This is a genomic window from Arthrobacter sp. SDR-2R, from assembly GCF_057747955.1.
Map to the genome: position 1 here is coordinate 1,265,627 of NZ_CM173231.1, position 26,202 is coordinate 1,291,828.

Genomic DNA, 26,202 nt, shown 5'->3' on the forward strand with positions numbered 1-26,202 from the left:
GTGCCAAGCCAGGGTGAGGCCCCGCCGGGACGACCCCGGCCGTCAGAGCCGGTACACGCGGAACGCATAGTTGGCCGCGGTCCTGGCCTCCACCCTGACCGTCAGGACGCTGTCCGTGGACAGGTAGATGACGTTTTCGCGGTTGATGCCGCACCGCAGGCCCAGGTCCACCAGTGTGAGGGTCTCAGTGCGCACCGTGAAGGTCACCCGGCGCTGGCTCCTGCAGGCGATGGCCAGGGTGTAGGTTCCGGTCTTCAGGACCGGTGAGGAGATGGTCCGCACTTCCGCGGGGGCCAGGAGCCCGGCATCGGCCTGGACCACCGGACCGGTGCCGTCGGGGAGCGCCCGCGACACCCAATCGCCCAGGTCCGCCTCGCTGACCGGGTCCTGCTGCAACGGGTCACGGGTGAAGGCCGGCGCCGGGGCGGCGCTGGCGGTGCCCTGCACGGTGCCGGTCCGGGCGTCGTCGTACGTATATTCGCAGCCGGCCAGCGCACCTGCCGCAAGCACCAGCCCAAGGGCGACGGCGGCGGCGGGCTTCGGTGCCAGCGGCGCCCGTGCTCTCCCTCGGGGAAGGGGCGCGGAGATTCTCCGCACACTGGGCATAGTCAGACTTTATGCCCGCAGCGGGCGGCGGACCATAGCCCGAGCGGGCGTTATTGGGCCGGTACCAGCTGGTAGGCGTAAAGCAGCGGAGCGTCCACGCTGGAGCTGCTGATTTCTACCCGTCCGGCAGCTGGCAGGCTGATTTTCGTGGTCTCGCGCCGGCCGTTGCAGGCGGCCCCGGCTTCCGCCACGGGCTTGCCGTCCAGCGTCACCGCGAAGAAGGCCTTCCCCGTCCCGTCACAGACTGCCGTCAGCGTGTAGCTTCCGGCAGGCACCCTTGCGGCCGCCTGCACGATCCGGTCGCGGTTAAGGATCTTGCCCGAGTCCTGGAGCACAACGGCCGCTGAGGAGGAGGGCAGGGCCGTGGCCCGCCACTTGGGGACATCCGCATTCTCCACGGAGGTCCCGGGCGAACACCCCGCAACGGCCAGGGCGAGGACCGCGGCAAACAGAGTCCCCGGCAGCGGCCGGCGCACCGCAGCGGCTGCCATGCGGGCGCGCGGAAGGAGGGCAGGACGTGAAGGCATGGCTCCACCGTACCGCGCAGGCAGGCCGGACTAAACTTGAGCGGTGCCTAGATCCCCTCACGAGTTCACCGCCGGCAACACCCCCGACGCTCCCCGCAGCGACCTTCCCGGCCTGCTGGCGGCGCTAGCCGCAGACCTCCGCCGCCTCGATTACACGCTCGACGGCGTCGCCCGGCTGCTTGGCCCCACCGCCTCCGCGGCACTGAACCGGGACCAGATCATCCCCGCGCTGCTCGCTGCCGAGCGGGCAGTGCGGCAGGACAACCAAGCAGCGCCGCTTGCCGCCGTCGTCCGTCTGTGGCTCCTTGCCGAGCCCCAGGAACGGGAAACGCTCGACGCCGCCCTGCCGGGCACAGGCGTGGAAGGCCTCCTCGAGCTTGGGCTGGTACAGCCCGTTCCCGGCTCGGGCCTGCTCACCGCCAAGGCCGACCTGCGGCCGTACGGATGGGACAGGAATGACGACGGCAGCGGCGGCGCCGAGCTGTGGGTGGCCAGCGACCTTGCCGCCCACCAGCAGGCCGGGGTGCTGCGGCACGACCACGTCCTGGGCATCGGGCAGGCCTCCACCACCCTGGTGCAGACCACCATCCGCCGCCACACCGAGCGCGCCCTGGACCTGGGAACCGGCTGCGGCATCCAGGCCTTCCACCTGCTCCACCACTGCCAGCACGTGACCGCCACCGACATCTCCGAGCGAGCCCTGGCCTACGCCCGGTTCAACATCCTGCTCAATGCAGAGGCGCTGTCCGTCGATCCCGACCGGCTTGAGGACCGGGTGAGCCTGCGCCTGGGTTCCCTCCTGGGGCCTGTAACCGGTGAGGAATTCGGCCTGGTGGTCTCCAATCCGCCGTTCGTCATCACCCCGCGCAGTTCCGGCGAGGATGCCGCGGACCAGTTCACCTACCGCGACGGCGGCCTCCCGGGCGATGACATCGTCGCCTCCCTGGTGGCGGACCTGCCCGGGATCCTGGCCCCCGGCGGTTCGGCACAGATGCTGGGCAACTGGGAAGTCCCGGCCGGCTCTGGCTGGGACGAGCGGCCAAAGTCGTGGGTGCGGGCGGGAACTGACGCATGGTTTATCCAGCGCGAGCAGGTCAGCCCGGAACAATATGCCGAAACCTGGCTGCAGGACGCCTCGGAATCCCGGGACCGGCAGCACTACCGGGACGCGTACGCCGCCTACCTTGACGACTTCGCCTCCCGGAACGTGGCAGGGATCGGTTTCGGCATGGTGTGGCTGCGGCGCCCCGCACACGGCGGCCCGGCCGCCATCAGCCGTTTCGAGGAAATCAGCTACCCCATCGAGCAGCCCATCGGACCCCACCTGGGTGCCGCCGTCGAACGCAGCGACTGGCTGGCCGCGCATGATCTTGCCGGCACGCACCTGCTGGTGGCCGACGACGTCACCGAGGAGCGCCACCAGCGCCCCGGCGCCGAACACCCGGGCGTGATCCTGCTCCGGCAGGGTGCCGGGCTTCGGCGCACCAACCTGATGAGCACCGAGCTGGCGGGCTTCGTGTCCGCGTGCGACGGCGACCTCACCGCCGGTCAGATCGCCGGTGCCCTGGAGGCCCTCCTGGGTGGGGCCCTGGACGCCGGCGGGGACGGGGAGCAAGGGTTCGACGCCGGATCCTTCCAGGGTGCGCTGCTCGCCGACGTGGCCAACCTGGTCCGCGACGGCTTCCTCATTCCGGCAGGGAGCCCAGCCTGACGGGAGGCCCCCTAAGACGCTCGCCGGAACCCCGTCTTTTCCACATGAATGCGCACGATTCCCCAAAATATGGTGAACTAGGCGAACATGGGCTCATCTGCCCCAGCAACCTTTTTCTGTAGGAGCACAGTGCCAAGCAAGGCCAAAACCGGCAAGAAACTCGTGATTGTGGAGTCTCCGGCCAAGAGCAAGACCATCGCCAAGTACCTCGGCGAGGGCTTCATCGTTGAGGCCTCCATTGGTCACATCCGCGACCTGCCGCAGCCGTCCGAACTCCCTGCCGAGCTGAAGAAGACATCGGTGGGCAAGTTCGCCGTGGACATTGAGCACGACTTCAAGCCGTACTACGTGGTGTCCCCGGACAAGAAGAAAAAGGTGACCGAGCTCAAGGCTGCGCTCAAGGACGCCGACGAACTCTATCTCGCAACCGATGGGGACCGCGAAGGCGAAGCCATCGCGTGGCACCTGCTGGAAGTGCTGAAGCCCAAGGTCCCGGTGTACCGGATGACGTTCGGCGAAATCACCAAGGAAGCCATCCAGCGCGCCATGGGCAACCTGCGCGACGTGGACCAGGACCTGGTGGATGCCCAGGAAACCCGCCGCGTGCTTGACCGGCTCTACGGCTACGAAATCTCCCCCGTGCTGTGGCGCAAGGTGGCGCGGGGACTGTCCGCCGGGCGCGTGCAGTCCGTGGTCACCCGCATGGTGGTGGACCGTGAACGCGAACGCATGGCCTTCAAGGCAGCCTCCTACTGGGACCTGACCGGCCAGTTCGGTGCCGACTCCGGCTCCTTTAAGGCCAAGCTTGCCGCCGTTGACGGCGCCAAGGTGGCCACGGGCCGCGATTTCAACGACAACGGCGAACTCACTTCCCGGAACGTGGCCCACCTCAACGAGGAACTGGCAACGTCCCTGGCGGCAGGGCTGCAGGATGCGGAGTTCCGGGTCCGCTCCGTTGACACCAAGCCGTACACCCGGCGTCCCGCGGCGCCGTTCACCACCTCCACGCTGCAGCAGGAGGCGGGCCGGAAGCTGCGCTTCTCCTCCAAGAGCACCATGCAGATCGCCCAGCGGCTGTATGAAAACGGCTACATCACCTATATGCGTACGGACTCCTCCGCGCTGAGTGACGAAGCCATCACCGCTGCCCGCCGGCAGGCTTCGGAGCTGTACGGCCCCGAGTACATCCCGCAGTCACCGCGCGTGTACACCGGCAAGGCAGCGAACGCGCAGGAGGCACACGAGGCCATCCGCCCCGCCGGCGACTCGTTCCGCACCCCGGCCCAGGTGGCCAAGCAGCTGTCGGGCGACGAATTCCGTTTGTACGAACTGATCTGGAAGCGCACCGTCGCCTCCCAGATGGGCGACGCCAAGGGTTCGACGGCGACCATCCGCCTGGGTGCCGTGGCCACCGACGGGCGGGACGCGGAATTCTCCGCCTCCGGCACCGTGATTACCTTCCCCGGCTTCCTCGCCGCCTACGAGGAAGGCAAGGACGAGACGCGCGGCGACGACGACTCCGACGAAGCGCGCCGCCTGCCCAACGTGGCCAAGGGCGACTCCCTCACCGCTGCGGACATCCAGGCCGTGGGCCATGAGACCTCCCCGCCTCCGCGCTACACCGAAGCATCCCTGACCGCGGAACTGGAAAAGAAGGGCATCGGCCGCCCGTCCACCTACGCCTCCACCATCTCCACCATCCAGGACCGCGGCTACGTCCGGAAGCAGGGCTCCGCGCTGGTGCCCAGCTGGATCGCCTTCTCGGTCATCCGGCTCCTGGAGCAGCACTTCTCCGACTACGTGGACTACGAGTTCACCGCCGACATGGAAGGCGATTTGGACAAGATCGCCAACGGCCAGGAAGCCGGCGCGTCATGGCTGCGGCACTTCTACTTCGGCGAGGACTCCGACCCCGGCCTGCTGAGCATCGTGAACAACCTGGGCGAGATCGATGCCCGGGAAATCAACTCGATCCCCATCACCGACGACATCACCCTCAGGGTGGGCAAGTTTGGCCCCTACCTGGAAAGCTCGGCGGCAGTGGTGGACCCGAAGACCGGCGAAATCGTCGAATCGGCGCGCGCCAATGTGCCCGAGGACCTGGCCCCCGACGAGCTCACCGCCGCCAAGGCCATCGAACTGATGGAGACGGCGGCGCCGGAGGAACGCGTGCTGGGCACCGACCCGCACACGGGCCACACCGTTGTTGCCAAGAACGGCCGCTACGGAGCCTACGTCACCGAAATCATCCCGGAGATGACCGAGGAACAAATTGCGGCGCAGCCGGTGGAGTACTACAAGAACGGCAAGCCCAAGCCGCCCAAGAAGCCGGTCAAGGCCAAGCCGCGCACCGGTTCGCTGTTCAAGTCCATGACCGTCGAATCGGTCACGCTGGACGAGGCGCTGCAGCTCATGAGCCTGCCCCGCGTCCTGGGCGAGGACGCCGAGGGCAACCTCATCACGGTGCAGAACGGCCGGTTCGGCCCGTACCTGAAGAAGGGAACCGACTCCCGGTCCATCGGCTCGGAAGAGGAAATCTTCACCATCACGCTGGAGCAGGCGCTGGAGATCTACTCCCAGCCCAAGCAGCGGGGCGCCCGCGCCGCGGTTCCGCCGCTGGCAGAGTTCGGCCCGGACCCGGTGTCCGAGAAGAACATCGTGGTGAAGGAAGGCCGGTTCGGCCCCTACATCACCGACGGGATCACCAACATCACGGTTCCGCGGGCCACGCCCCTCGAGGAACTGACGCGCGAACAGGCCGTGGAACTCCTGGCCGAGAAACGCGCCAAGGGTCCGGTCAAGCGGACCGCCACCCGCAAGGCTCCGGCCAAGAAGAAGGCAACGGCGAAGAAGTAGCCCGTGGCCGGCGCGTTTGCGCCGGCCACCGGATCGTGATCGGCTAGTGGTATGACTGAACAGCCAGCGCACACGGACCTCCAGCCGCTCAACGACCTCGAAGAGAAGCTCGCCACCGGCGGACAACCCGACGCGAACCCTGTGGACGTCATCCTGTCGTTCCTGAACAGCGAGGTCTACATCATCAGCTCGGACACGGTTGAGGGCATCGACTCCCAGGTGGAGCCCCTGGTCCTTGCCAACGCCGACGGCGACCCCGTCCTTGCCGTGTTCTCGCACCCGAGCCGGGTGGACCAGCAGTACCTGGAAGCTGCACCCAACGTGCTGGGCACCCAGGGCGCCGCCATCATCGCCAACCTTGGCGATGAACTCGGCATGGTGATCAACCCCGGTGCTGCCTATGGTTTCGAGATCAACCCCGAAGGCGTGGCCAACATCAGGCGCGACTTCAAGCGCGCTGACGAGCAATAATGTCCCCATGCGTCTAGGCGTCCTCGATATCGGTTCCAATACTGTCCATCTGCTCCTGGTGGATGCCCACCCCGGTGCGCAGCCGGTCCCGTTCGCGTCCCACAAGCGGCCGCTGTCCCTGGTCCAGTACCTGGAGCCGGACGGCAGCATCAGCGACGAGGGCCAGCACGAGCTGACCGAGTTCGTGCTGGAAGCGTGGGAATTTGCTGCCCGGCACAAGGCCGAGGACCTGCTGGCCTTCTGTACGTCAGCCATCCGCGAGGCCACCAACGGCCCGGCAGTGCTGGCCCGGGTCAAGCACGAAACCACGGTGACCCTCCAGGAACTCACCGGAAGCGAGGAAGCGTCCATGACGTTCTTCGCGGTGCGGCGCTGGCACGGGTGGGGCGCCGGACCCATCCTGAACCTGGACATCGGCGGCGGTTCCTTTGAAATGGCTTTCGGCCAGGACGAGCTCCCCGAAGTGGCCACGTCCGTGCCGCTCGGCGCAAGCCGCCTCACCCGGGACTGGCTCGCCGAGGATCCGCCGTCGGCCAAAAGCGTCAAGGAACTCCGGCGCTATATCAGGGCGACGCTCAAGCCCGCCGTCCGCGGGTTCGACGGCCTGGGCCGGGCCAATGTGGTGGCCGGCACCTCCAAGACCTTCCGCTCCCTGGCCCGGATCGCCGGGGCTGCCCCCAGCGCTGAGGGCCCGTACGTCAAACGGGAACTGCACGCCTCGGACCTGGGCATCTGGACCCAGCGGATCTCGGCCATGAGCTCGGAGGACAGGCTGCACCTTCCCGGCGTATCCGAGGCGCGGGCCCATCAGCTCCTGGCCGGCGCGCTGGTGGCCGAAGCCGCGCTTGAGATGTTCAAGTTCAAGAAGCTCCGCATCTGCCCCTGGGCACTGCGTGAAGGTCTCATCCTCCGGCGCCTGGACCAGCTGGTATTTTCCGGTCCGCTGGAGCCGGCACCGCATGTGGCCGCTTCCCGGCCGGTGGAAGCACCGGTCTAGGGGCCCAACGCCCCCGCTGCCGCGGCCGTTAAAAGCGGAAGCACCGGGGCGGGCAACAGGAAAATGGGGGAAAACCTGTCGCCGCGCCGCCGGTGCCCTGGCAGGCATCCCCATGCCTGCCGCATCACTCGCACCCTCAATGAGGTAATAACTACGTTAGGACCGCAAGTTGTGTGCTGCCTGCGGTGAAGATGGGAGTTGCCTGTGAATGCCTGCCTCCTGCAATGATGGAGGCATGAGCAACCGAATCGCATTCCTTGGCTGTGGATCCATGAACGAGGCCATTCTTGGCGGCCTGCTGGAGGCAGGGACGGATCCCGGGGATGTGGTGGCCACGGTCCGCCGCGCGGAGCGTGCATCCGAGCTGGCCGAGCGCTACCCGGGGATCACTGCCATTGCCGGCGAGGAGGAACCTGACAACAACAGGCAAGCCACCAAGGGGTCCGCCGTCGTCATCCTTGGCGTCAAGCCGGTGGGCATCGCGGACCTTGCCCGGGAGATCAGCCCGGCACTTTCGCCGGACACCGTGGTGGTCAGCGTCGCCGCCGCGGTCTCGATCGCCCAACTCGAGGCAGCCCTCCCGGAAGGGCAGCCGGTCATCCGGACCATGCCCAACACGCCGGCAAAACTGGGGCGCGGCGTCGTGTCCGTCTCGCCAGGAACCCACTGCAGCCCTGGGCAGCTCCAGAAGGTCAAGGACATCCTCCAGGGAGCAGGCACCGTGGTGGAGGTCCCGGAGGAGCAGGTGGACGCGCTCTCCGCCATCAGCGGGTCCGGCCCGGCCTACGCCTTCTACCTCGCAGAGGCCATGGCGTCCGCCGGGGAGGAACTGGGCCTGGACCGGGAGTTGTCCCTGCTGCTGGCGCGCGAAACTGTTGCCGGTGCGGGCCTCATGCTCGCCCAGCCCGGAGCGGACCCGGCAGCGCTGCGCAAAGCCGTGACCAGCCCCAACGGCACCACCGAACGCGCCATCGCCACCTTCGACGAACAGGGCATCCCGGCCATCATTGCGGCCGGTGCCCGCGCCGCAGCCGACCGGGCAGCGGAGATTACCAGGCAGCTCGGCTAGGGCCGCGCGGCGAACCGTTCGAGCAGGTCCACGTGGCCGGAGACGATGAGCATGTCGCGGGAGGACACCTTGGTCTCGGGCCGAGCATAGGTGAAGTCCTCGCCGGGGGACTTCACGCCCACAATGGTCACGCCGTACTTGGAACGGACCTTTGACTCGTCCAGGGTGAAACCCACCGTTTCGCGCGGCGGGTACATTTTCACGATGGCAAAGTCGTCGTCGAACTCGATGAAGTCCAGCATGCGCCCGGAGACCAGGTGCGCGGCGCGGACACCGGCGTCGGCTTCCGGGTAGATCACGTGGTTGGCGCCGATGCGGGTCAGGATCTTGCCGTGGGAGGGCGTAATGGCCTTCACCCACAGGTGCTCGATGCCGAGGTCCACCAGGTTGACGGTAATCAGCACGGAGGATTCGATGGAGGTGCCCACACCCACGACGGCGGAGCTGAACTCCTGTGCGCCGAGCTGGCGGAGCGCATCGATGTTGGTGGCGTCCGCCTCCACCACGTGGGTCAGGAGGGGCGCCCATTTCTGCACCAGGTTCCGGTCCCGTTCGATCGCGAGGACTTCCCGGCCCTGCTTCACCAGCTGTTCAGCCGTGGATGATCCGAAGCGGCCCAGCCCGATCACCAGTACAGGGGCATTGTGGGCGGGGCGCCGGGGGGCGTCTGTGGAACTAGCCAATGATCGGCCTCTCTTCGGGATAGTGGTACAACTGGCTGCGCTGGCGCAGGGCCAGGGCAGCGGCGAGGGTAACGGTACCCACGCGGCCCGCGAACATCAGCGCCGTGAGGACGTAGACGCCGGCGGGCGGCACCTCCGCGCTGAGGTTGGTGCTGAGTCCCACCGTGGCGAACGCGGAGATGGTTTCGAACAACACACGGTCAAGTGACTGGCCGCTGATGTGCAGCAGCAGGAAAGCCGACACGGAAACCAGGGTGGCGCCGGCGACGATCACAGAGATGGCCACCCGCATGCTGCCCTGCGGGATGGTCCGGCCGTAGACCTTGACGTCGGCGTCGCCACGGGCCTCGGCGACGATGGCCAGGAACATGACGGCGATGGTGGTCACCTTGATGCCGCCGGCCGTGGAGGCGGAGCCGCCGCCGGCAAACATCAGGGCATCGGTCAGCAGCATGGTGGTGGAGTCCATTTGGTTCTGGTCCACCAGGTTGAATCCGCCCGAACGCGTCATCACGGACGCGAAGAGCGCGTGGGTGATCTTGTCGCCCACGCTCATGGTGCCGATGGTCCGGGCGTTGTCCCACTCCATCAGCGCCCACAGGAACGCCCCTGCCGCCAGGAGGATCAGGGAAACCTGGATGGTGAGCTTGGTGTGGAGATTCCACTTCTTCCAGTTCAGGCCGTTCTGCTGCAGGACCATCACCACGGGGAATCCCAGGCTGCCCATGAAGACCCCCACCATGAGGGGGATCAGGATCCAGAGGTCCGTCTCGTAGGGCACGATCCCGTCCGAGTGCGGCGTGAAGCCGGCGTTGTTGAACGACGAGATGGCATAGAAAATACCGTGCCACACCGACTGCCAGAAGGGCTCACCCAGGGTGAGGAACCGGGGGACCAGCGCGAGCGCCAGGACACCCTCGATGACCACGGACGTGGTGATGACGATCCGCAGCAGGGTGCCCACCTCGCCCAGGCGCCCGGCGTTGTTCATGGACTCCGCCGCGATGATCTTGCCCCGGACACCCAGCCGCTTGCTCACCATCAGTGCCAGCAACGACGCCAGCGTCAAGGTGCCCAAGCCGCCGATGAAGATGCCCACCAGGATCACCAGCTGGCCGAAGAAGGACCAGTGGACCGCCGTCGACACCACCGTGAGCCCCGTGACGCACACCGCAGAGACCGCAGTGAACAGCGCCTGGTGGATAGGCGTGGGGCTTCCGTCAGCTGAGGAGACCGGCAGGGACAGCAGGAACGTGAACACCGTGCAGACGGCGGCGAACGCCGTCAGCGCCAGCCGTGCGGGTGTGGTGTTGGCAATGTCGTCAATGAGGTCGCGCAGCCGCGTGAGGACCCGGAGGCCCTCCCGCTCCTGCGCCGGGGGGTGCCAGGTGGCCGGCGTCCGGGGCCTCGACTGGCTCTGGGTCATGTGTGGCTTTTCCTCGGTTGTAACGGCTTCCCCCAGTAGTAAACCACTAAAGCCCGCGTCATGGCCGGGTGGGCGGCCGTGCGGGCTCGGGTAGCCTGTGATTGATGACATACCTGCCCGGCCTCAGCCAGCCCGCGCCGCCAACGATGGTGGCGTGGAGTCCTGACATGACAGCCTACAACTTTGGTCCGGGCCACCCCATGGCGCCGGAGCGGATGGACCTGACGGCCCGCCTTGCCCGCAGCCTGGGTCTGTTCGACCTGGACCATGTTGACGTCGCGGCGCCGGAGGTGGCCTCGGACGCCGACCTGCAGTCCGTTCACTCGCCGGAATACGTGGCGGCGGTCCGCCGTGTCAGCACGGACCCCTCCCGGCCGGACGAGTCCCGGGGGCTGGGAACTGAGGACGATCCCGCGTTCGCCGGCATGCATGAGGCTGCGGCACGCCTGGCCGGCGGATCCCTGCTGGCGGCATCGCGCGTGCTGGAGGGGTCGGCCGTCCACGCCGTCAACTTCGGCGGCGGCATGCACCACGCGTCCCGGGACCGTGCCAGCGGATTCTGCATCTACAACGACGCAGCGGTTGCGGTGCAGAAGCTGCTCGACGGCGGCGTACGCAAAGTGGCCTACATCGACGTCGACGCCCACCACGGGGACGGCACCCAGAACATCTTCTGGGATGATCCCCGGGTCCTCACCCTCTCGCTGCATGAGACAGGGCTGACCCTCTTTCCCGGGACCGGGTTCGCCAACGAGATCGGCGGCCCGGCGGCAGAAGGAACCGCAGTGAATGTCGCCCTGCCTGCGGGCACCGGTGACGCCGGGTGGCTCCGCGCCTTCTACGCCGTGGTGCCGCAACTGGTGGGCGCCTTCGAACCCGAGGTGATTGTGAGCCAGCACGGCTGCGATTCACACCGCAGCGATCCCCTGACGCACCTCAACCTCAGCGTGGACGGACAGCGGGAGGCAGCGAACGCCGTCGGGCATCTGGCCGAGCGCTACTGCGGTGGCCGGTGGATCGCCACCGGCGGCGGCGGCTACAACGTGCTGGACGTGGTGCCGCGGGCCTGGAGCCACCTGGTGGCCATCGCCGCCGGACGGCCCGTGCCGCTGCGGACGCCCGTGCCCGGGGACTGGCGGCAGTATGTGACGGAGAAGTTCGGCAGGGAGGCGCCGGCCCTCATGGGGGATGACGTGGAGCTGTGGTGGCGGTCCTGGGAAGTGGGCTTCGACCCCAACGACGCCGTGGACCGCACTGTCATGGCCACCCGCAAGGCAGTGTTCCCGCTGCACGGGCTGGACCCCTGGTTCGACTAGGTTCCCTGGCGGCCGAAATAGTTGATGCCTTTCGGGGCATATGTCGCTAGGGTGGGAGGCATGGTGACAGACGACGTATTTGCCGTCATAGCGGAATCCACCCGGCGGGATATCCTGGTGGCCCTCCGGGCAGGAGACAAGGCCGTGGGGGAGCTGGTGGAGGAACTGGCGGCGAGCCAGCCCACCATTTCCAAGCACCTGAAAGTCCTTCGTGAAGCACAGCTGGTCAGCATGCGGGCCCAAGGCCAGAAGCGGTACTACGCGTTGAACCGCGGGCCGCTGGAGGGCATTGCCAGCTGGCTGGAGACGTTCGACGTCGGCCCTGGCACCAAAGCCGCCACGGCACCGCGTGGCCATCATCAGGAAATCCCGGGTCAGGCAGTCCCGGCCCAGGCGGGCAGTGCCACAGCGGGCGCTGTCCACCTGACCGAAGGCGTCGCCGCCGCGGCCCCCTCCCTGTCCCGGGCCGCCGGCGCTGCCGGGCCAGGCGCGTCGCAGACCCGGGAGGAAGTCCCGGCGCCCGTCCTGGTGCGCGAAGGCGCCGAGCTGAGCCCCGCCGTCGTGATTCCCGGCGGGACGGCCGCCCCTTTGAGCGATGACAGCGTGCCCCAGCAGATCGGCAGGACTGTTGGCCGCGCTGCCACCAAGGCCGCCGACCTGCTGGCGAACCTGCCCAACCTCCCTAAGTTCGGCCGCAAGAAGTAATCCCTGCGGAGCGGTAAGCGCAGCGCAGCCTACTTGGCCAGCAGGCGCACGTGGTCCGGGGTGAGTTCGGACACCTTGCTGACGCCCAGCAGGGTCATGGTCCGCGCCATGTCCTTCTCGAGGATCTGCAGGGTGCGGTCCACTCCCGCCCGTCCGCCGGCCATCAGGCCGTAGAGGTAGGCGCGGCCGATCAGGGTGAAGTCCGCGCCCAGGGCCAGGGCGGCCACGATGTCCGCGCCGCTCATGATCCCGGTGTCCAGGATGATGGCGGCATCGGTGTTGTCCGCCGTGAAGGCCTCCTTGACCCCGGGCAGCAGGTGGAACGGGATGGGGGCCCGGTCCAGCTGGCGGCCGCCGTGGTTGGACAGGACCACGCCGTCGGCGCCGTGGTCCACTACCTTGCGGGCGTCCTCAACGGTCTGGATGCCCTTGACCACCAGCTTGCCTTTCCAGGTTTCGCGCAGCCAGTCCAGGTCCTCGAACGTGAGGGTGGGATCGAACATGGAGTTGATGAGATCGGCCACGGTGCCGGTGTAGCGGGAGAGCGAGGCGAACGTGAGCGGCTCGTGGGTGAGGAAGTTGAACCACCAGGCCGGCCGGTAGGAGGCATCCAGGACGGTCTTCACCGTGAGCGCCGGCGGGATGGTCATGCCGTTGCGGACGTCGCGCAGGCGGGCGCCGGCCACGGCAGTGTCCACGGTCACCATCAGGGTGTCGTTGCCCGCCCTGGCTGCGCGCTCGATCAGTTCCAGCGACCGGTCCCGGTCCGTCCACAGGTACAGCTGGAACCAGTTGCGCCCGTTGGGTGCGGCAGCGGCGACGTCCTCGATCGAGGCGGTGCCCATGGTGGACAGGGTGTAGGGGATGCCTGCGGCCTCCGCTGCCTGCGACCCTGCGTATTCGCCCTCGGACTGCATCATCCGGGTGAACCCCGTCGGTGCGATGCCAACGGGAAGCCGCGAGGGCTTTCCCAGGATCTCCGTACTGAGGTCGATGGCGGAGACGTTCCGCAGGATGCCCGGCCGGAACTCGATGTCCAGGAAGGCCTGGCGGGCGCGGCGGAGCGTGATCTCCTCTTCAGCCGCGCCGTCGGTGTAGTCGAAAGGCGCCTTGGGGGTGCGGCGCTTGGCGATGTCGCGGAGTTCCCAGATGGTGCTGGCCCGCTTCAGCCGCGCCTCCTTGCTGAACTCCGGCTTCTTGAACTGCATCAGCGGCGCCAGGTCCGAGTACTTGGGAATACGGCGCTTCAGGGCTGCGGGCAGCGCGGACGACGACGGTGCCGGGGCGGGTGCCGGCGCTGCGGGGATGTCGGTGGTGTCCGGCGCCGGGGTCGCCTCAGGGTTGTTGGGCTGGATTGTATGCGTCATGGGTCCTCCTATGGTCCAACCACACTCTAGGTTATGTGGTCCAACCACATCAAGTACCATTGGCCTATGCGTACCCATCAGCTGGTCCTGTCCTGGATCGAGGACCAACTCTCGGCCGGCCGGTTGGCCGTGGGTGGAAGGCTGCCGGCGGAGCGCACCTTGGCCGAACAGCTCAAGGTCTCCCGCACATCGGTCCGCGAGGCGATCCGGATTCTGGAGGCAATGGGAGTGGTCCGCGCGGGCGTCGGGTCCGGGCCGGAAGCCGGGACGGTGGTGATTTCGGACCCCACCGCGGCGCTGGGCTCCGCCCTGCGGCTGCACGTGGCCACCCAGCACCTGCCCGTGGCGGACATCGTGGAAACGCGGGTCCTGCTGGAGTCATGGGCTGCGGCGAAAGCCCCGCAGGACGCACCCGAACTTGACGGGGCGGCCGCGCTCCTGGCGGCCATGGATGCCCCGGACGGACTCTCGGCCAGCGATTTCCTGGCCCTCGATGTCCGGTTCCACCTGGCCCTGGCCAACGCCGCCGGCAATGCGGTGGTCAGTGCCATGATGGGGTCGCTCCGGGAAGCCATCCAGGGCTACGCTGCCGAACTCACGGCCACCTTGCCGGACTGGGAAGCCACAGCGTCGCGCCTGCGCACCGAACACCACGCCATCCTCGCTGCGGTCAGGAATGGGGACGGCGCCCGGGCCGCGGAACTCGTGGCGGCCCACATCGAGGGATTCTACAAAGAGGCCGGGCTGGGCGCGGGATAAACCTGGGCGGAGCGTACAGAAAGGCTCAGCCGTGGACCGTGCTGCGCGGCGCCTTGGCCGGCCCGGTGCTGGCCCGCACTTCCAGCCGCGGCTGGTAGCGGCTGCCCGTGGACGCATTGCCTTCCTTCCGGATCAGCGCCCGGAGCTGGTGCCAGGCCTGCTCGCCCAGTTCGGTGATGGGGACCGCACCGGTGGTGAGGGCCGGCGTCGTGTACCTGGCGAAGGGGATGTCATCGAAGCCGGTCACGGAAATATCCCCGGGGACGTCCAGGCCGCGCTCATGCAGTCCGCTCATCAGGCCCATTGCCACCAGGTCATTGAAGGCCAGGATGCCTGTGGCCCCGCTCGCCAGGACGGCATCCACCGCTTCGTGCCCGGTGTCGAAGTCGGAGCCGCCCTCCAGCATGGTCACCTCCACCTCGGGGTGGGCGGCCCTGAAGGCCTCCAGGCCCTTGAGCCGCATCTCATTGGAGGCGCTGCGGGGCGGGCCCGCGAGGAAGGCCAGGCGGGTGTGGCCCAGTTCCACAAGGTGCCCCGCGATGTCCTGGACGCCCTGGCCGTAGTCCACCACCAGGCTGGGCACGTTCGGCGTGGAGGTGGTGCGGTTGATCAGCACCAGCGGGTGCAGCGAGGGTGCGATCTCCTCCAGTTCCGCATCGGACATGCGCGGGGCGCACAGGACCAGCCCGTCGCAGCGCCGGCGCGCCTCGCCCGCGAGGATGGACTCCTCGCTGGACACTTCGAATGAGTCCGCGATGAGCACGCGGTAACCGTCCTGGGCGGCTGCCCGGCTCAGGCCGCGGAGGATCGCCTGGAAGGTGGGGTTGGCCAGGTCCGGCACCACAATGCCGATGGTGTCCGTCTTGCCCAGGGCCAGGCTGCGGCCCACGGGATTGGGCTGGTACTTCAGTTCGGCGGCCGCTGCACGGACCCTGGCGGCAATGTCCGGGTCCACGGTGAAGTTTCCGTTCATGACACGCGAAACGGTGGCATGGGAGACTCCCGCCTTCACGGCGACATCTGCGATGCCGATCCTGCCGCTTGCCGATTTCCTGGCCATGGGGAACCCTTCGTTTGCGCCATCCGCCGGAGCTGCCGCGACCGGTTGGTGCCCGGGCGGCCGGCCGTGATGGCAACCTGCTTTGAAAGACAGCATATACGGGCGTAGGAAAGCGATTTCTATGCTTTTCCCAGCCGTTTTCCCGGACCGCCGGCAGATGTCCTGCGCCGGGAGCGAAGAAAGCGCTTTCCCTCAGCGCGGGAAATGGTTGACGAATGCCCCGCGGGGTTGGTACAACTTTTATAGACAACTGAGAAAACGCTTTCTCGCCTGCTTTTCCAACCGGTGCAGCAGAGTGCCGCCGCTGATCCACAGCCGCCGTTCCCACGGCCGTTCAATGAGCTTTCGAAAGGGACCCCATGGTCAACACAGCCGAGACGACGTCGGCCGCAGCTGCCGCCCAGGCCACTGCCAAGGACGGCGGGAAGACCCGCATCGCCCTGATCGGCACCGGTGGCCGCTCCGAGATGTACATCCGGGCCATCTTCGGCAAGCACGCCGATACCGCCGAACTGGTGGCGTTCTCCGACGTGAATCCCGGACGCGTGGAGTTTTACCAGAAGCTCATCCAGGAACTGGGCGCGCCGGGACCGGTGGCGTCCTTTGATCCCGCGGACCTGACAGCGTTTATCCAGGCCAACGGCATCGACCGGATTATTGTCACCACCCCGGACTACACCCATGCGGACTATATTGTTGAGGGTCTTCGTGCCGGAGCGGATGTCGTGGTCGAAAAGCCACTGACCATCGATGCCGAAGGCTGCCGCCGCATCACCCAGGCCGTCCAGGAAACCGGCCGGAACGTGGTGGTCACGTTCAACTACCGCTACTCGCCCCGCAACAGCGCGCTCAAGGAAATCATCCAGAGCGGCGTGATCGGCAAAGTCACGTCCGTCGACTTCAGCTGGGTCCTGGACACCGTCCACGGCGCGGACTATTTCCGCCGCTGGCACCGTGAGAAGAAGAACTCCGGCGGGCTGCTCATCCACAAGGCGTCGCACCACTTTGACTTGGTCAACTGGTGGATCGACGACGTCCCGGAGCGGGTCTTCGCTTCCGGTGGCCTGAAGTTCTATGGCGACAAGAACGCTGCCGAGCGCGGCCTTGGCCCACGCCCGGAACGGGGAACGCCCGACGCCGATGCCCCCGCCGGCGAGAAGGACCCCTTCGCGCTGGACCTGCGCGAGGACGAGCGGCTCAAGGCACTGTTCCTGGACAACGAACACTACGACGGCTACCGCCGCGACCAGGATGTCTTCACCGCCGGCATCACCATTGAGGACAACCTGGCCCTGGTGGTGGAGTACCAGGGTGGGCCGCGCCTGAGCTACTCGCTGAACGCGCACAGCCCCTGGGAAGGCTACCGGGTGGCGGTCAACGGCACCGAGGGCCGGGCGGAGCTTGAAGTGGTGGAACGCGCCGCCGTCCTGCACAGCACCGACCAGAAAACCGTCGTGGACCCTTCCGCAACCCCCGTGGAGGAAGAGGACGCCGTGCGCCGCAACGGCGAGCGGCTGGTGGTCCAGCGCCACTGGGAGGCCGCCTACGAGGTGCCGATCGTCAACGGCGAAGGCGGGCACGGCGGCGGTGACGAACTGCTGCTGTCGGACCTCTTCAACGGACCGGGCGAGGACCCCCTGGGCCGGCCCTCCGGTTACCTGGACGGCCTGCGTTCAGTGTCCGTGGGCATCGCAGGCAACCGCTCCCTGGAATCGTCCCTGCCCGTCCGGGTCGAGGACCTGGACCTCGGCGTCGACCTTCGCCGCGCCAAGTAGAGGAAAAACCATGAGCAGGATATTCGTGACCGGCGGCGCGGGCCGCCTTGGCCGCAGCGTGGTGGCGGGGCTGGCCCAGGCGGGCCATGAGGTGGTCTCGGTTGACCGTGACGCCGTCCCCGCCGGGCTCCTGCCGGCCGGCGTCGTCCAGGAGACCGCGGACCTCCTGGCGCCGGGCGAGGCACTGCGCCTCCTTCGGGGTGCAAGGCCCGACGCCGTCATCCACCTTGCGGCGATCGCGGTACCGTTCAGCGCACCCGAGGACGTCATTTTCGCCACCAACACCCGGCTCGCCTTCGCGGTCATCAGCGCCGCAACGGAACTGGGCGTTGGCAAAATCGTCACCGCCAGCAGCCCCACGGTCCTGGGCTACGGATGCCCGGCGGGGTGGCTGCCGCCGTCGTTCCCGTTGGACGAGCGCACGCCGCCCAAGCCCTGGAACGCCTACGCGCTGTCCAAGCTCATCGCCGAGCAGACCATGCAGATGTTCGCCACGGCGCAGGGAGAGAAGATCCGGTACGCGGCGTTTCGTCCCTGCTTTGTCATCTCGCCGGAGGAATGGGACGGTGCCCCCACCCAGCAGGGGCACACGCTCGCCGAACGCCTGGCCGACCCCGCCCTCTCCGCTCCGGCGCTGTTCAACTACGTGGACGCCCGGGATGTGGCTGATTTCCTGGACCTGCTGCTGCAGAAAATGGCAGACATTCCGAACGGGGAAACCTTCTTCGTAGGGGCAGCCGACGCACTGGCCACCGCGCCCCTGGCGGAGCTGATGCCAAAATTCCTGCCGGGAAGCGAAGCGCTCAGCGCCGGCCTGACCGGAACCAACCCGGCGTTCTCCATTGCCAAGGCCCGGGAACTGCTCGGCTGGCAGCCCAAGCGCAGCTGGCGCACAGAACTCAAGTCCCACCCAACCCTCAACGACGAGGCTTCCACGCTGGTTACCGCCAGCGCCGGAGGCAAGGAGACATCATGAAATTCGACGGCGTACTCTTCTTCCCCGTCACCCCGTTCACGGCCGAAGGTGCCGTTGACGTGGAACTGCTCAAGGAACACATCAGCTCCCGGCTGCCTTTCGGCCCGGGCGGCGTCTTCCCCGCCTGCGGCACCGGCGAATTCCACGCCCTCAGCATCGGGGAGGTCCGCACCGTGGTGGCGGCCGCCGTCGAGGTCGTTGCCGGGCGAGTCCCTGTGGTGGCCGGTGCGGGCGGACCCCTGGGCCACGCCCTCGCAGCCGCCCGGGCTGCCGAGGAAGCAGGCGCCGACGCGCTGCTGGTGCTTCCGCCGTACCTGGTCACCGGCCCCGCGGACGGGCTGGTGGCCTACATCGAGGCCGTGGCCAACGCCAGCAGCCTGCCGGTCATCGTGTACCACCGCGGCAACGCCAAATTCACCGCGGCGTCAATGGCCAAGCTCGCCGCCAACCCCAAGGTCATCGGTTTCAAGGATGGTCTTGGCGACGTGGGCCTCGCCCAGGAAATCGTGTCCGCGGTCAAGGCAACGGGCCGCAAGGACTTCGCCTTCTTCAACGGCCTGCTCACCGCCGAACTGACGCAGGGCGCGTACCGCGGTCTGGGCATCCCGCTGTACTCCTCGGCGGCTTTCGCCATGGCCCCGGAGATCGCCAAGGCCTACTATGACGCCTACGCTGCCGGAGACGAGGAACGGCGCAACGCCCTCCTTGAGGGTTTCTACGCACCCCTGGTACGCCTGCGGGACCAGACCCCCGGCTTCGGCGTTTCCCTGATCAAGGCGGGCCTCCGGCTGGGCGGAATGCCGGTGGGTTCCGTCCGCCCGCCGCTGGTGGACCCCACGGAGGAACAGCTCGTGGAGCTCAAGGCCATCCTGGCCAAGGGTTACGAGCTGGCCGGGCACTGATGGGCGCACCGGCGGCCGAAGCCGTCCGTACCGTTCCGCGCATCACCGGCCTGTCGACGCGGCTCCTCACCGTTCCGCTGCGCCGCAGCTGGGGCGCAGAGGCGCCGGAGAACCACGTGATCGCCACGGAGGTTCACACGGACGACGGCGGCACGGGCTTTGGTTTCTCCTGGATGCCCACCATCGGTCCCCAGGCAGTCAAGGCGCTGCTTGATCACGACATCGCCCCTTTCATCGCCGGTCTGCCCGCCACCCCCGAGGGGGTGTGGGACGTGCTCTGGAAGCGGCTGCACGAGGCCGGCGGCGGAGGGCTCACCACCATCGCCATGGCTGGTGTGGACCTGGCGCTGTGGGACCTGCAGGCCCGCCGTGCCGGGACGTCGGTCACCGGCCTGCTGGGCCAGCGGCAGGAATCAGCCGAGGTTTACGGCTCCGGCGTGAACCTGCACTACACCCTGGACGAGCTGGTGGCGCAGGCTGAACGCTGGGTTGCCGCCGGCCACCAGGCAGTGAAGATCAAGGTGGGCAAACCGGACCTCCGCGAGGACCGCGAACGCGTTGCCGCCGTCCGATCCGTCCTGGGCCCGGACCGCAGGCTCATGATCGACGCAAACCAGCGGTGGGACCTGCCCACCACCTTCCGGGCCCTCGATGTGCTGGCCGAATTCGGGCTGGAATGGCTGGAGGAACCCATCCGCGCGGACGATCTCTGGGCCTACCGCAGGCTCCGGAAGCACTCGCCCGTGCCCATCGCCCTTGGCGAAAACCTGCACACCATCTACCGGTTCCGCGATTTCATAGAGGCGGAGGCGGTGGACATCATCCAGCCCAACATCATCCGGGTGGGCGGCATTACCCCGTTCCGGCGGATCGTTGAGCTGGCACGGACCAACAGCATCAAGGTCATGCCGCACCTGCTGCCCGAACTGTCCGGGCAGCTGGCCCTGACCCTGGCGGAGCCCACCATGGTGGAGGACGTCGAGGAGGCATCCTTCGAACAGTTGGGGATCCTGGCCGGCCCGTCGCCGGTGCGGTTCGCCAACAGCAGGGTGGCCCTGGCGGACCGGCCCGGACTGGGCTTCCGCTTCCGGGAAACCCCGCAGCCATGAACTTCCATACGACGAACAGGTACCTGACGTGACAACTGCAACGCTTTCCCTGACAGAGCTCACCGCTGCGGCCACAGCAGCAGCCAGGATCTCGGCCGCAGCCCGTGACGCAGAGCGCGCCGGCTGGCTGAACGCGGTGGCTGACGCCCTGGACGCCAATGCTGCTGAACTGGTTGACATCGCGGACGCCGAGACCAGCCTGGGTGCCCCGCGGCTGACGGGGGAGGTGGCCCGCACCACCGGCCAGCTGCGCCTGTTCGCCCGGGTGATCACCGAGGGTTCCTATCTTGAAGCCATCATCGACCACGCGGATCCCGCTGCCACCCCGCCCAGGCCTGACCTCCGCAGGATCCTCAAGCCCATCGGCCCTGTTGCCGTCTTTTCCGCCTCCAATTTCCCGTTTGCCTTCTCCGTGGCAGGCGGTGACACCGCCTCGGCCCTCGCCGTCGGGTGCCCGGTCATCGTCAAGGCACACTCAGGCCACCTGCGGCTGTCCGAACGCACCGCGGAGATCGTGGCGGAGGCGCTTCGCGGCGCGGGTGCACCGGACGGCCTGTTCGCCCTGGTCCACGGCCGTGAAGTGGGAACAGCCCTGGTCCAGGACCCCGCCATCAAGGCCGTGGGCTTCACCGGGTCCATCCCCGGCGGCCGGGCCCTGTTCGACCTTGCCACGTCCCGCCCCGACCCCATCCCGTTCTACGGGGAACTGGGGAGCCTGAACCCCGTGGTCATCACCGCGGCGGCACTGGAGGCACGCTCCGCGGAACTCGCCGCCGGACTGGCGGGCTCCTTCACCCTTGGGGCGGGCCAGTTCTGCACCAAGCCGGGCCTGGTGTTCATCCCCGCGGGGACGCAGTTTGCCGGGGCCGTGGCGGAGGCCAGCAAGGACAAGCCGGCCCTGGGCATGCTCACCAGCCGGATCGCGGAAGCCTACCCGGACGGGTTGCGCGCCTTCGCGTCAGTCGACGGCGTGGAGGTGGTCAGCGGCACAGTGGACCAGGACGCGGCCGCCAACGGCGCCGCTCCGGTGGTCTTCTCCACCACCGCCGCCAGGGTGCTGGAACGCCCGGAGCAGCTGCTGGAGGAGTGCTTCGGCCCCACCACCATCCTCATCGAATACACGGGCCAGGACGAACTGTCCGCCGTCCTGGCCAAGGTCCCGGGGAGCCTGACCGGCACCCTGCACGCCCAGCCCGGTGAGGACATCGCAGGCCTGGTGGAGCAGCTGTCCGGACTTGCAGGACGCGTCCTGTTCGAAGGCTGGCCCACGGGCGTGGCCGTCAACTGGGCCCAGCAGCACGGTGGCCCGTACCCGGCCACCACGTCACTGTTCACCTCGGTGGGCGCGACGGCGGTCCGCAGGTTCCAGCGGCCGGTGGCCTACCAGGACGCCCCGGAGGCAGTGCTGCACCCGGCACTGCGTGAGGACAACCCCTTGGGCATCCCGCGCCGCGTGGACGGTGAACTGCAGCTTCCGTAAGCCAAGTGCCGGCAGGACCATCGACTAAGCCCCGGGACCGCAAGGTCCCGGGGCTTACGTGATGCCTGCAGAAGCGCCTTACAGCTGCAGCGTCACCGGCCGGTCCAGCCCATTCACGGTGGCCACAGGCCAGCGCGGGTCCACGGTGAGCACTCGAAGTCCGGATTCCGTGAGCTGTACCGTGTCTTCGATCTTGACGCCGGGGCCGGAAGGGTTCCAAGTGAAGGCCTGGTCCAGCACCACAGTGTCGGTGGCTTCGGATGTCACCCGCGGGTCACGGCCCGCGTAGCCGGCCGGACCACCCTGGTGGTGCTGCTCCCACTGGTCCGCCCCGAAACCGTGCCGCACGTAGGATGCCTGGATCTCGGCGAAAATCCTGTCCAGCCCGACTCCCGGGACGGTGGCGTCAAAAACATCCGCTTCCACTGCCGCGATGCGCGCCTCGGCGTCGCGCTCTTCCGGGGTGCCGGCGTCGAACCTGATCCAGCGGGTGATGTTGGCAACCAGGCCGTCGCGGCGGGCGCACACGACGGCCATGGCACGCCTGCCGAGGGGGGAGTGCGTGGCCAACGGGTGCCGGAAGGTGGTGCGGGAGCTGCCGTTGCACAGCAGGACCAGCGGCTCCGCGCCGGCGGCCACCACCCGGCCCGCCAGGGCCGAAACCAGCTCGAATTCCGTGGTGTCGGGGCGGGCGGCAGACAGGACATCGGTCATCATGGCGGCCAGTTCCGCGCTGAGGGTGGAATAGCGGGCGCTTTCAGCGGGAAGGAGCCGCTGGCGGGCGGCCCGCAGCTGCGAAGAGACGTCCGCTTCCGCCAGCGGCCGGGAGCCGTTTCCGACGGCGGCCGCGGCCTGGTGCAGGTTCCCGTACCAGGGCACGGTGTGCAGGTTGACGCCGCCGGGAAGCTCCTCGGCCGCGATCCTGCCGGCTTCGTTGTTGAACGTGACCAGGTGGTCGCCGTCCCGGTCCACCAGCAGGGCGGCGATGGGATCGCCGGCCAGGCTGATGTGGACGCGGCTGCCGTCCAGGTACCACGTCAGGGCGGTGTTCGTGGTGAGAAGCACGGAGTCATGCCCGGCGGCGTCGAGAATGTCCAGGACACGCTGGCGCTTGATGGCCCGGTCCGTCCTGGACCCGGGAGCCACCCGCGCCTCCCGCCCGGAAACGGCTGATGTTGTTGTTTGGCTCATGACGGGTCCCCCTGCTGGTTGGTCAAATCTTCGATGTCGGTTGTGGACAGGATTCCGTCGGCCACGAAGACGGTGACGCGCCGCCGCACGGGACTGCCCGGCCGGGCCGTCACGGGGGCGTCCCATGCCAGGGACTGGCCCACTCCGGGGTAGCCGTCCACCCGGACAAACCAGGGATCCGTGGACCCTTCCGGTGCGACGAACACCAGGGTGGCGGGCCCGCCGTCGAACTTTCCTGACCAGGCGAGCCAGGGCGTGACGCTTCCGTGGGTCTCCGCCTCGCCGGAACCGGCGGTGGTCCAGACCGCGGCGTCACCGCAAGGGGGCAGGCGCCAGAAGAAGCCACCGTAACCGCCCTCGAAGCGTCCGTTCGATCCCGGGCTGCCCAGGCTGACCGGCTTGTCACCGGCGGGGGACAGCGCGAAGTCGAGGGACAGCCGCCAGATGGAGGGCGCGACGCCGGACCACGCCCAGGAGCGCTCCTCCACCAGGATGGGGGCGCCGTCGGGCCCGTTCCAGTCCAGGGTTTCCTGGAGCTTGCCCGCACGCCCTTCGCCGGCGTCGGCCTGCACCGCCGTGGTGGCGGTGCGGACGATGCTGCCATGGTCAGGACGCCAGACGTACTGCCCGGCTTCCCGGGTATAGGTGCGGCCGCCCCAGAAATTCACCCCGTCCACGTCCTGCAGCGCCACCCCAACCCCCAGGTGCCACACGTGGTCCAGCGGCTGGTGGTCCGTCACCACGGTGCCGTTGAGGGTGCGCACCGGGTGCAGGTAGGGGCGCGGGGAGGATACTGTGCGGATGTGGCTGCCGTCCTGGTAGTCCGCCACCGGTCGGCCCCCAACGGTCAGCGTCCGGACCGGCGGAAGCGGGCGGGCCCAGGGGACGCCGAGTTCGGCGAAGGTTGCCTGCGCCTTGACGGCGCGGGCCATCAGGTCGGTGATGCCCGGGACCACGGGGTGGGCGTCGTCGCCCCCGCCCTCCCAGGAGACGTACCGGGCGTCGATCGGGGCCGGTGCCGGAGAGGTGCGGATGGCCTCCAGGACGGCAGTGAACGCGCCGGTGTCCTCAAGGGCGCAGAGCAGGGGAGCCCCCGTGGCCCGGGCCTCGAGCAGGTTCTCCAGCAGGTCCGTCCGCGCGTAGGTCTCCCGGCGCTCGCCGTCGGGCGTGGTGATGACCACCTCATCGCTGGTGTAGGAAAGGGTGATGTCACCCAGGGTTCCGTGCACGGTCACGGTGGGGTCCAGCTGTTCCGGGGCGCAGAGCGTGAGGGCGCACAGCAGCGTGGTTCCCTGGGAAGTGCGGACGCGCAGCACGGAGGTGTCGTCGCTTTCGGTCTGGTTGGCCCGGTACAGGTCCGTTTCCACGGAGGCAATGTCCGCCAGGGTGTGTGCCCCGGCCAGATGCAGGGCGGTGGCCACTGCGTGTGCCAGGGCATTGGTGGCCACGCCGTCCACCACGTCCACGCCGTCGAGGCTGCGCTTCCCGGCCCAGCGCGAGCGCTTGAAGTATGCCGTGGTCCGGAGCCACTGGCCGGTGGCGCTGATGCCCAGGACGGTGCCGATGTCCCCGGCGGCCACCAGGTCCCTGATGGCGGGCAGGGCGTGCGATCCCAGGCTCTGGAAGCCGACCTGGACCAGGCGGCCCGCTTTCCCGGCGGCTGCCAGCACGTCCTGGAACTGGGCGAGGGATGCTACCGGCGGCTTTTCCACATACACGTCCTTGCCCGCTGACAGGGCGGCGAGGGCCAGGGGAGCATGGGTCTGGATGGGGGTGGCAATGATGACGACGTCGACGCCCGGCTGGGCGGCCAGCAGCCCGTCCATGTCCGGGTACACAGCCACCGAACCGGCCAGGCTGCCGGGCTGCGGCGGGTTGGGATCGGCGACGGCCACCAGTTCAAGGGCGCCTGCCTGTTCAAGGCGGGCCAGGTTGGCAAGGTGCCGCTCGCCGAAGCCGTGCACGCCCACCAGGGCCACCCTGGGGAGGTCTGTGGACGGGGGCTGCCGGTGTGTGGATTCCGCCGAATGCTGTGTGGTCACGTGGGTCCTTGGGGAGGTTGTGGAAGAGGGTCAGAAGGCCAGCGTCTTGGCCAGGAACTCAAGGGCTTCGTCCTGCATGGGCGCGGTGAAGACGTGGCCGCCGGGCCAAAAGCTGCCCGTGTACCTGTCGGTGCCCCCGTACAGGGATTCCAGTATCCGGTGCGCCTGGCGCATTCCGTCTTCCGGAAAGAGATCGTCGGCCAGGGCGTACTGCACCAGGAACCGGGCGGCTCCTGCGCGGGCGGTGAGTTCGGGCCAGTCGCCCAGCTTCCACAGCCCGGGAGTCTGCAGCAGCCACGAATGGGCGTCCAGGTAGGCCGGGAGCAGGGACTCGAAGGTGGTCATCATGCAGGACACCACGGCGGCCCGGATACGCGGACTAAGGACTGCCAGGGCCAGGGAACGGCCGCCGCCGCCGGAGAATCCGATGCAGCCCAGCCTGTCCTGGTCGACGTCCGGCAGGGACGCCAGGATGTCCAGCGCGGCGAGGTCGTCGTGTGCCACCATGCCTGCCAGGCTGCTGCCGAGCAGCCCTGCGGCCTTGGCCACCGTGTCCTCGTGAAAGCCCGCAGCAGCGTTGTAATCGTCCGCGTCGGAAGGTACGACGCCGTCCTCCCTCCATTGTGCCCGCCGCGCGTCCAGTGCGGCGGAAGTGCGCCAGGGGGGAGCAGAAAGGTCGAATTTGCGGCTGCCCCAGGCGAAAGAGTCATGGGCCAGCACAGCGAAGCCGCGGCGAGCGGTGTCGGTGGCCAGGGCGTGGCCGTCGTAGTGGCCGGCGCGGGCTGCCGCCGCCGACGGATGGTTGTCCGGCAGTTCCACCAGCCGGTCGGCGCCGCCGAACTTGTTGCCGCCGTGGCAGTGCAGCGCCAGGACCCCCGGCAGGGGCCCGGAGCTTCCGGCCGGCCGGACCAGCCAGCCCGTGGTCCGTGGGCCGAAGCCCAACTGCCAGCTGAGCTGGGAGGTGGTGGCGCCGTCGTGCGTTTCCTCCCAGTGCACGGTTAGTCCGGAAGGTGCGCATGCGCCGGGAACACCCAAGGCGTCGGAGAACTCCTGCGCAGGAGGGGCGGAGGCCTGATGCCGTGGATGGTTCCGGACGTAGGCAGGCCAGTCTTCATAGCCGGCAATGGCACTGGGGCGTGCTGTCGGGGTCATCCAGCCTGCCTCCTTTCGGCAG

Annotated in this window: 22 protein-coding genes; 13 read left to right on the plus strand and 9 right to left on the minus strand. The window is 68.3% G+C overall.

Going from position 1 to position 26,202, the window contains the following annotated elements; genetic code table 11:
- Positions 1–42: 42 nt before the first annotated feature.
- Together AC3ANU_RS05845 and AC3ANU_RS05850 are read right to left on the minus strand one after the other, a co-directional pair.
- On the minus strand, positions 43–606 hold the full coding sequence (locus tag AC3ANU_RS05845) for a DUF6023 family protein (protein ID WP_268001942.1): 564 nt from the start codon (positions 604–606) through the stop codon (positions 43–45).
- A gap of 50 nt (positions 607–656) precedes the next feature.
- The gene (locus AC3ANU_RS05850) at positions 657–1,133 is read right to left on the minus strand and encodes a DUF6023 family protein (RefSeq protein WP_018768950.1); all 477 of its coding nucleotides are present in this window, start codon (positions 1,131–1,133) and stop codon (positions 657–659) included.
- Positions 1,134–1,176: 43 nt separating this feature from the next.
- Here AC3ANU_RS05850 and AC3ANU_RS05855 point away from each other — a divergent pair, with 43 nt between their 5' ends.
- The 5 genes from AC3ANU_RS05855 to proC all read left to right on the plus strand — a co-directional run bounded on the left by AC3ANU_RS05855 (position 1,177) and on the right by proC (position 8,237).
- Positions 1,177–2,844 (plus strand): DUF7059 domain-containing protein, encoded by a 1,668-nt coding sequence (locus AC3ANU_RS05855; RefSeq protein WP_018768949.1) that lies wholly within the window; start codon positions 1,177–1,179, stop codon positions 2,842–2,844.
- Positions 2,845–2,973: 129 nt separating this feature from the next.
- Entirely contained in the window at positions 2,974–5,700 is a 2,727-nt protein-coding gene (topA, locus tag AC3ANU_RS05860; RefSeq protein WP_018768948.1) for a type I DNA topoisomerase, read from the plus strand.
- 51 nt (positions 5,701–5,751) lie between these two features.
- On the plus strand, positions 5,752–6,171 hold the full coding sequence (locus tag AC3ANU_RS05865; RefSeq protein WP_018768947.1) for an SseB family protein: 420 nt from the start codon (positions 5,752–5,754) through the stop codon (positions 6,169–6,171).
- Between the two features lie 7 nt (positions 6,172–6,178).
- Positions 6,179–7,168: a Ppx/GppA phosphatase family protein gene (locus AC3ANU_RS05870; RefSeq protein WP_018768946.1), complete on the plus strand. Its 990-nt coding sequence runs from the start codon at positions 6,179–6,181 to the stop codon at positions 7,166–7,168.
- A 235-nt stretch (positions 7,169–7,403) separates the two neighbouring features.
- The gene (gene proC / locus AC3ANU_RS05875; RefSeq protein ID WP_018768945.1) at positions 7,404–8,237 is read left to right on the plus strand and encodes a pyrroline-5-carboxylate reductase; all 834 of its coding nucleotides are present in this window, start codon (positions 7,404–7,406) and stop codon (positions 8,235–8,237) included.
- Here proC and AC3ANU_RS05880 read toward each other — a convergent pair.
- Together AC3ANU_RS05880 and AC3ANU_RS05885 are read right to left on the minus strand one after the other, a co-directional pair.
- The gene (locus AC3ANU_RS05880; RefSeq protein ID WP_026265713.1) at positions 8,234–8,920 is read right to left on the minus strand and encodes a potassium channel family protein; all 687 of its coding nucleotides are present in this window, start codon (positions 8,918–8,920) and stop codon (positions 8,234–8,236) included. The genes proC and AC3ANU_RS05880 overlap by 4 nt on opposite strands.
- A complete protein-coding gene (locus AC3ANU_RS05885) occupies positions 8,913–10,346 on the minus strand; it encodes a TrkH family potassium uptake protein (protein ID WP_488315631.1) in 1,434 nt (477 codons plus the stop codon). The genes AC3ANU_RS05880 and AC3ANU_RS05885 overlap by 8 nt, the downstream gene beginning before the upstream one ends.
- A 104-nt stretch (positions 10,347–10,450) precedes the next feature.
- Between AC3ANU_RS05885 and AC3ANU_RS05890 the strand changes: the two genes are divergently transcribed.
- A complete protein-coding gene (locus tag AC3ANU_RS05890; protein WP_056392604.1) occupies positions 10,451–11,662 on the plus strand; it encodes an acetoin utilization protein AcuC in 1,212 nt (403 codons plus the stop codon).
- Between the two features lie 60 nt (positions 11,663–11,722).
- Entirely contained in the window at positions 11,723–12,367 is a 645-nt protein-coding gene (locus AC3ANU_RS05895) for an ArsR/SmtB family transcription factor (RefSeq protein WP_488315632.1), read from the plus strand.
- A gap of 29 nt (positions 12,368–12,396) precedes the next feature.
- Here the strand turns inward: AC3ANU_RS05895 and AC3ANU_RS05900 are convergent, their stop codons facing one another.
- Entirely contained in the window at positions 12,397–13,734 is a 1,338-nt protein-coding gene (locus AC3ANU_RS05900) for an alpha-hydroxy acid oxidase (RefSeq protein WP_488315633.1), read from the minus strand.
- A 66-nt stretch (positions 13,735–13,800) separates the two neighbouring features.
- Between AC3ANU_RS05900 and AC3ANU_RS05905 the strand changes: the two genes are divergently transcribed.
- Positions 13,801–14,493 carry a FadR/GntR family transcriptional regulator gene (locus tag AC3ANU_RS05905; RefSeq protein WP_026265711.1) on the plus strand — a complete coding sequence of 231 codons (693 nt, stop codon included), beginning with the start codon at positions 13,801–13,803 and terminating at the stop codon, positions 14,491–14,493.
- Positions 14,494–14,518: 25 nt separating this feature from the next.
- Here AC3ANU_RS05905 and AC3ANU_RS05910 read toward each other — a convergent pair whose 3' ends face one another.
- Positions 14,519–15,553, minus strand: coding sequence for a LacI family DNA-binding transcriptional regulator (locus tag AC3ANU_RS05910; RefSeq protein WP_018768938.1), 1,035 nt, complete (start codon positions 15,551–15,553; stop codon positions 14,519–14,521).
- Positions 15,554–15,912: 359 nt separating this feature from the next.
- Between AC3ANU_RS05910 and AC3ANU_RS05915 the strand changes: the two genes are divergently transcribed.
- Genes AC3ANU_RS05915 through AC3ANU_RS05935 form a run of 5 tightly spaced genes read left to right on the plus strand, consistent with a single transcriptional unit; the run spans position 15,913 to position 21,795 of the window.
- Positions 15,913–17,328 carry a Gfo/Idh/MocA family protein gene (locus AC3ANU_RS05915; RefSeq protein WP_018768937.1) on the plus strand — a complete coding sequence of 472 codons (1,416 nt, stop codon included), beginning with the start codon at positions 15,913–15,915 and terminating at the stop codon, positions 17,326–17,328.
- A gap of 10 nt (positions 17,329–17,338) precedes the next feature.
- Positions 17,339–18,304, plus strand: coding sequence for an NAD-dependent epimerase/dehydratase family protein (locus AC3ANU_RS05920; protein ID WP_488315634.1), 966 nt, complete (start codon positions 17,339–17,341; stop codon positions 18,302–18,304).
- Entirely contained in the window at positions 18,301–19,206 is a 906-nt protein-coding gene (locus AC3ANU_RS05925; protein ID WP_056392616.1) for a 5-dehydro-4-deoxyglucarate dehydratase, read from the plus strand. Before AC3ANU_RS05920 ends, AC3ANU_RS05925 begins: the two co-directional genes overlap by 4 nt.
- Positions 19,206–20,315, plus strand: coding sequence for a mandelate racemase/muconate lactonizing enzyme family protein (locus tag AC3ANU_RS05930; RefSeq protein WP_488315635.1), 1,110 nt, complete (start codon positions 19,206–19,208; stop codon positions 20,313–20,315). The genes AC3ANU_RS05925 and AC3ANU_RS05930 overlap by 1 nt, the downstream gene beginning before the upstream one ends.
- 28 nt (positions 20,316–20,343) lie before the next feature.
- Positions 20,344–21,795, plus strand: coding sequence for an aldehyde dehydrogenase (NADP(+)) (locus AC3ANU_RS05935; protein ID WP_488315636.1), 1,452 nt, complete (start codon positions 20,344–20,346; stop codon positions 21,793–21,795).
- Between the two features lie 78 nt (positions 21,796–21,873).
- Here the strand turns inward: AC3ANU_RS05935 and AC3ANU_RS05940 are convergent, their stop codons facing one another.
- From AC3ANU_RS05940 to AC3ANU_RS05950, 3 genes are read right to left on the minus strand one after another with little or no spacing between them, the layout of a single operon-like run.
- Positions 21,874–22,986, minus strand: coding sequence for a M24 family metallopeptidase (locus AC3ANU_RS05940; protein ID WP_056392622.1), 1,113 nt, complete (start codon positions 22,984–22,986; stop codon positions 21,874–21,876).
- On the minus strand, positions 22,983–25,028 hold the full coding sequence (locus tag AC3ANU_RS05945; protein ID WP_488315637.1) for a DUF6807 family protein: 2,046 nt from the start codon (positions 25,026–25,028) through the stop codon (positions 22,983–22,985). Before AC3ANU_RS05945 ends, AC3ANU_RS05940 begins: the two co-directional genes overlap by 4 nt.
- A gap of 30 nt (positions 25,029–25,058) precedes the next feature.
- Positions 25,059–26,180 carry an acetylxylan esterase gene (locus AC3ANU_RS05950; protein ID WP_134164128.1) on the minus strand — a complete coding sequence of 374 codons (1,122 nt, stop codon included), beginning with the start codon at positions 26,178–26,180 and terminating at the stop codon, positions 25,059–25,061.
- Positions 26,181–26,202 lie beyond the last annotated feature (22 nt).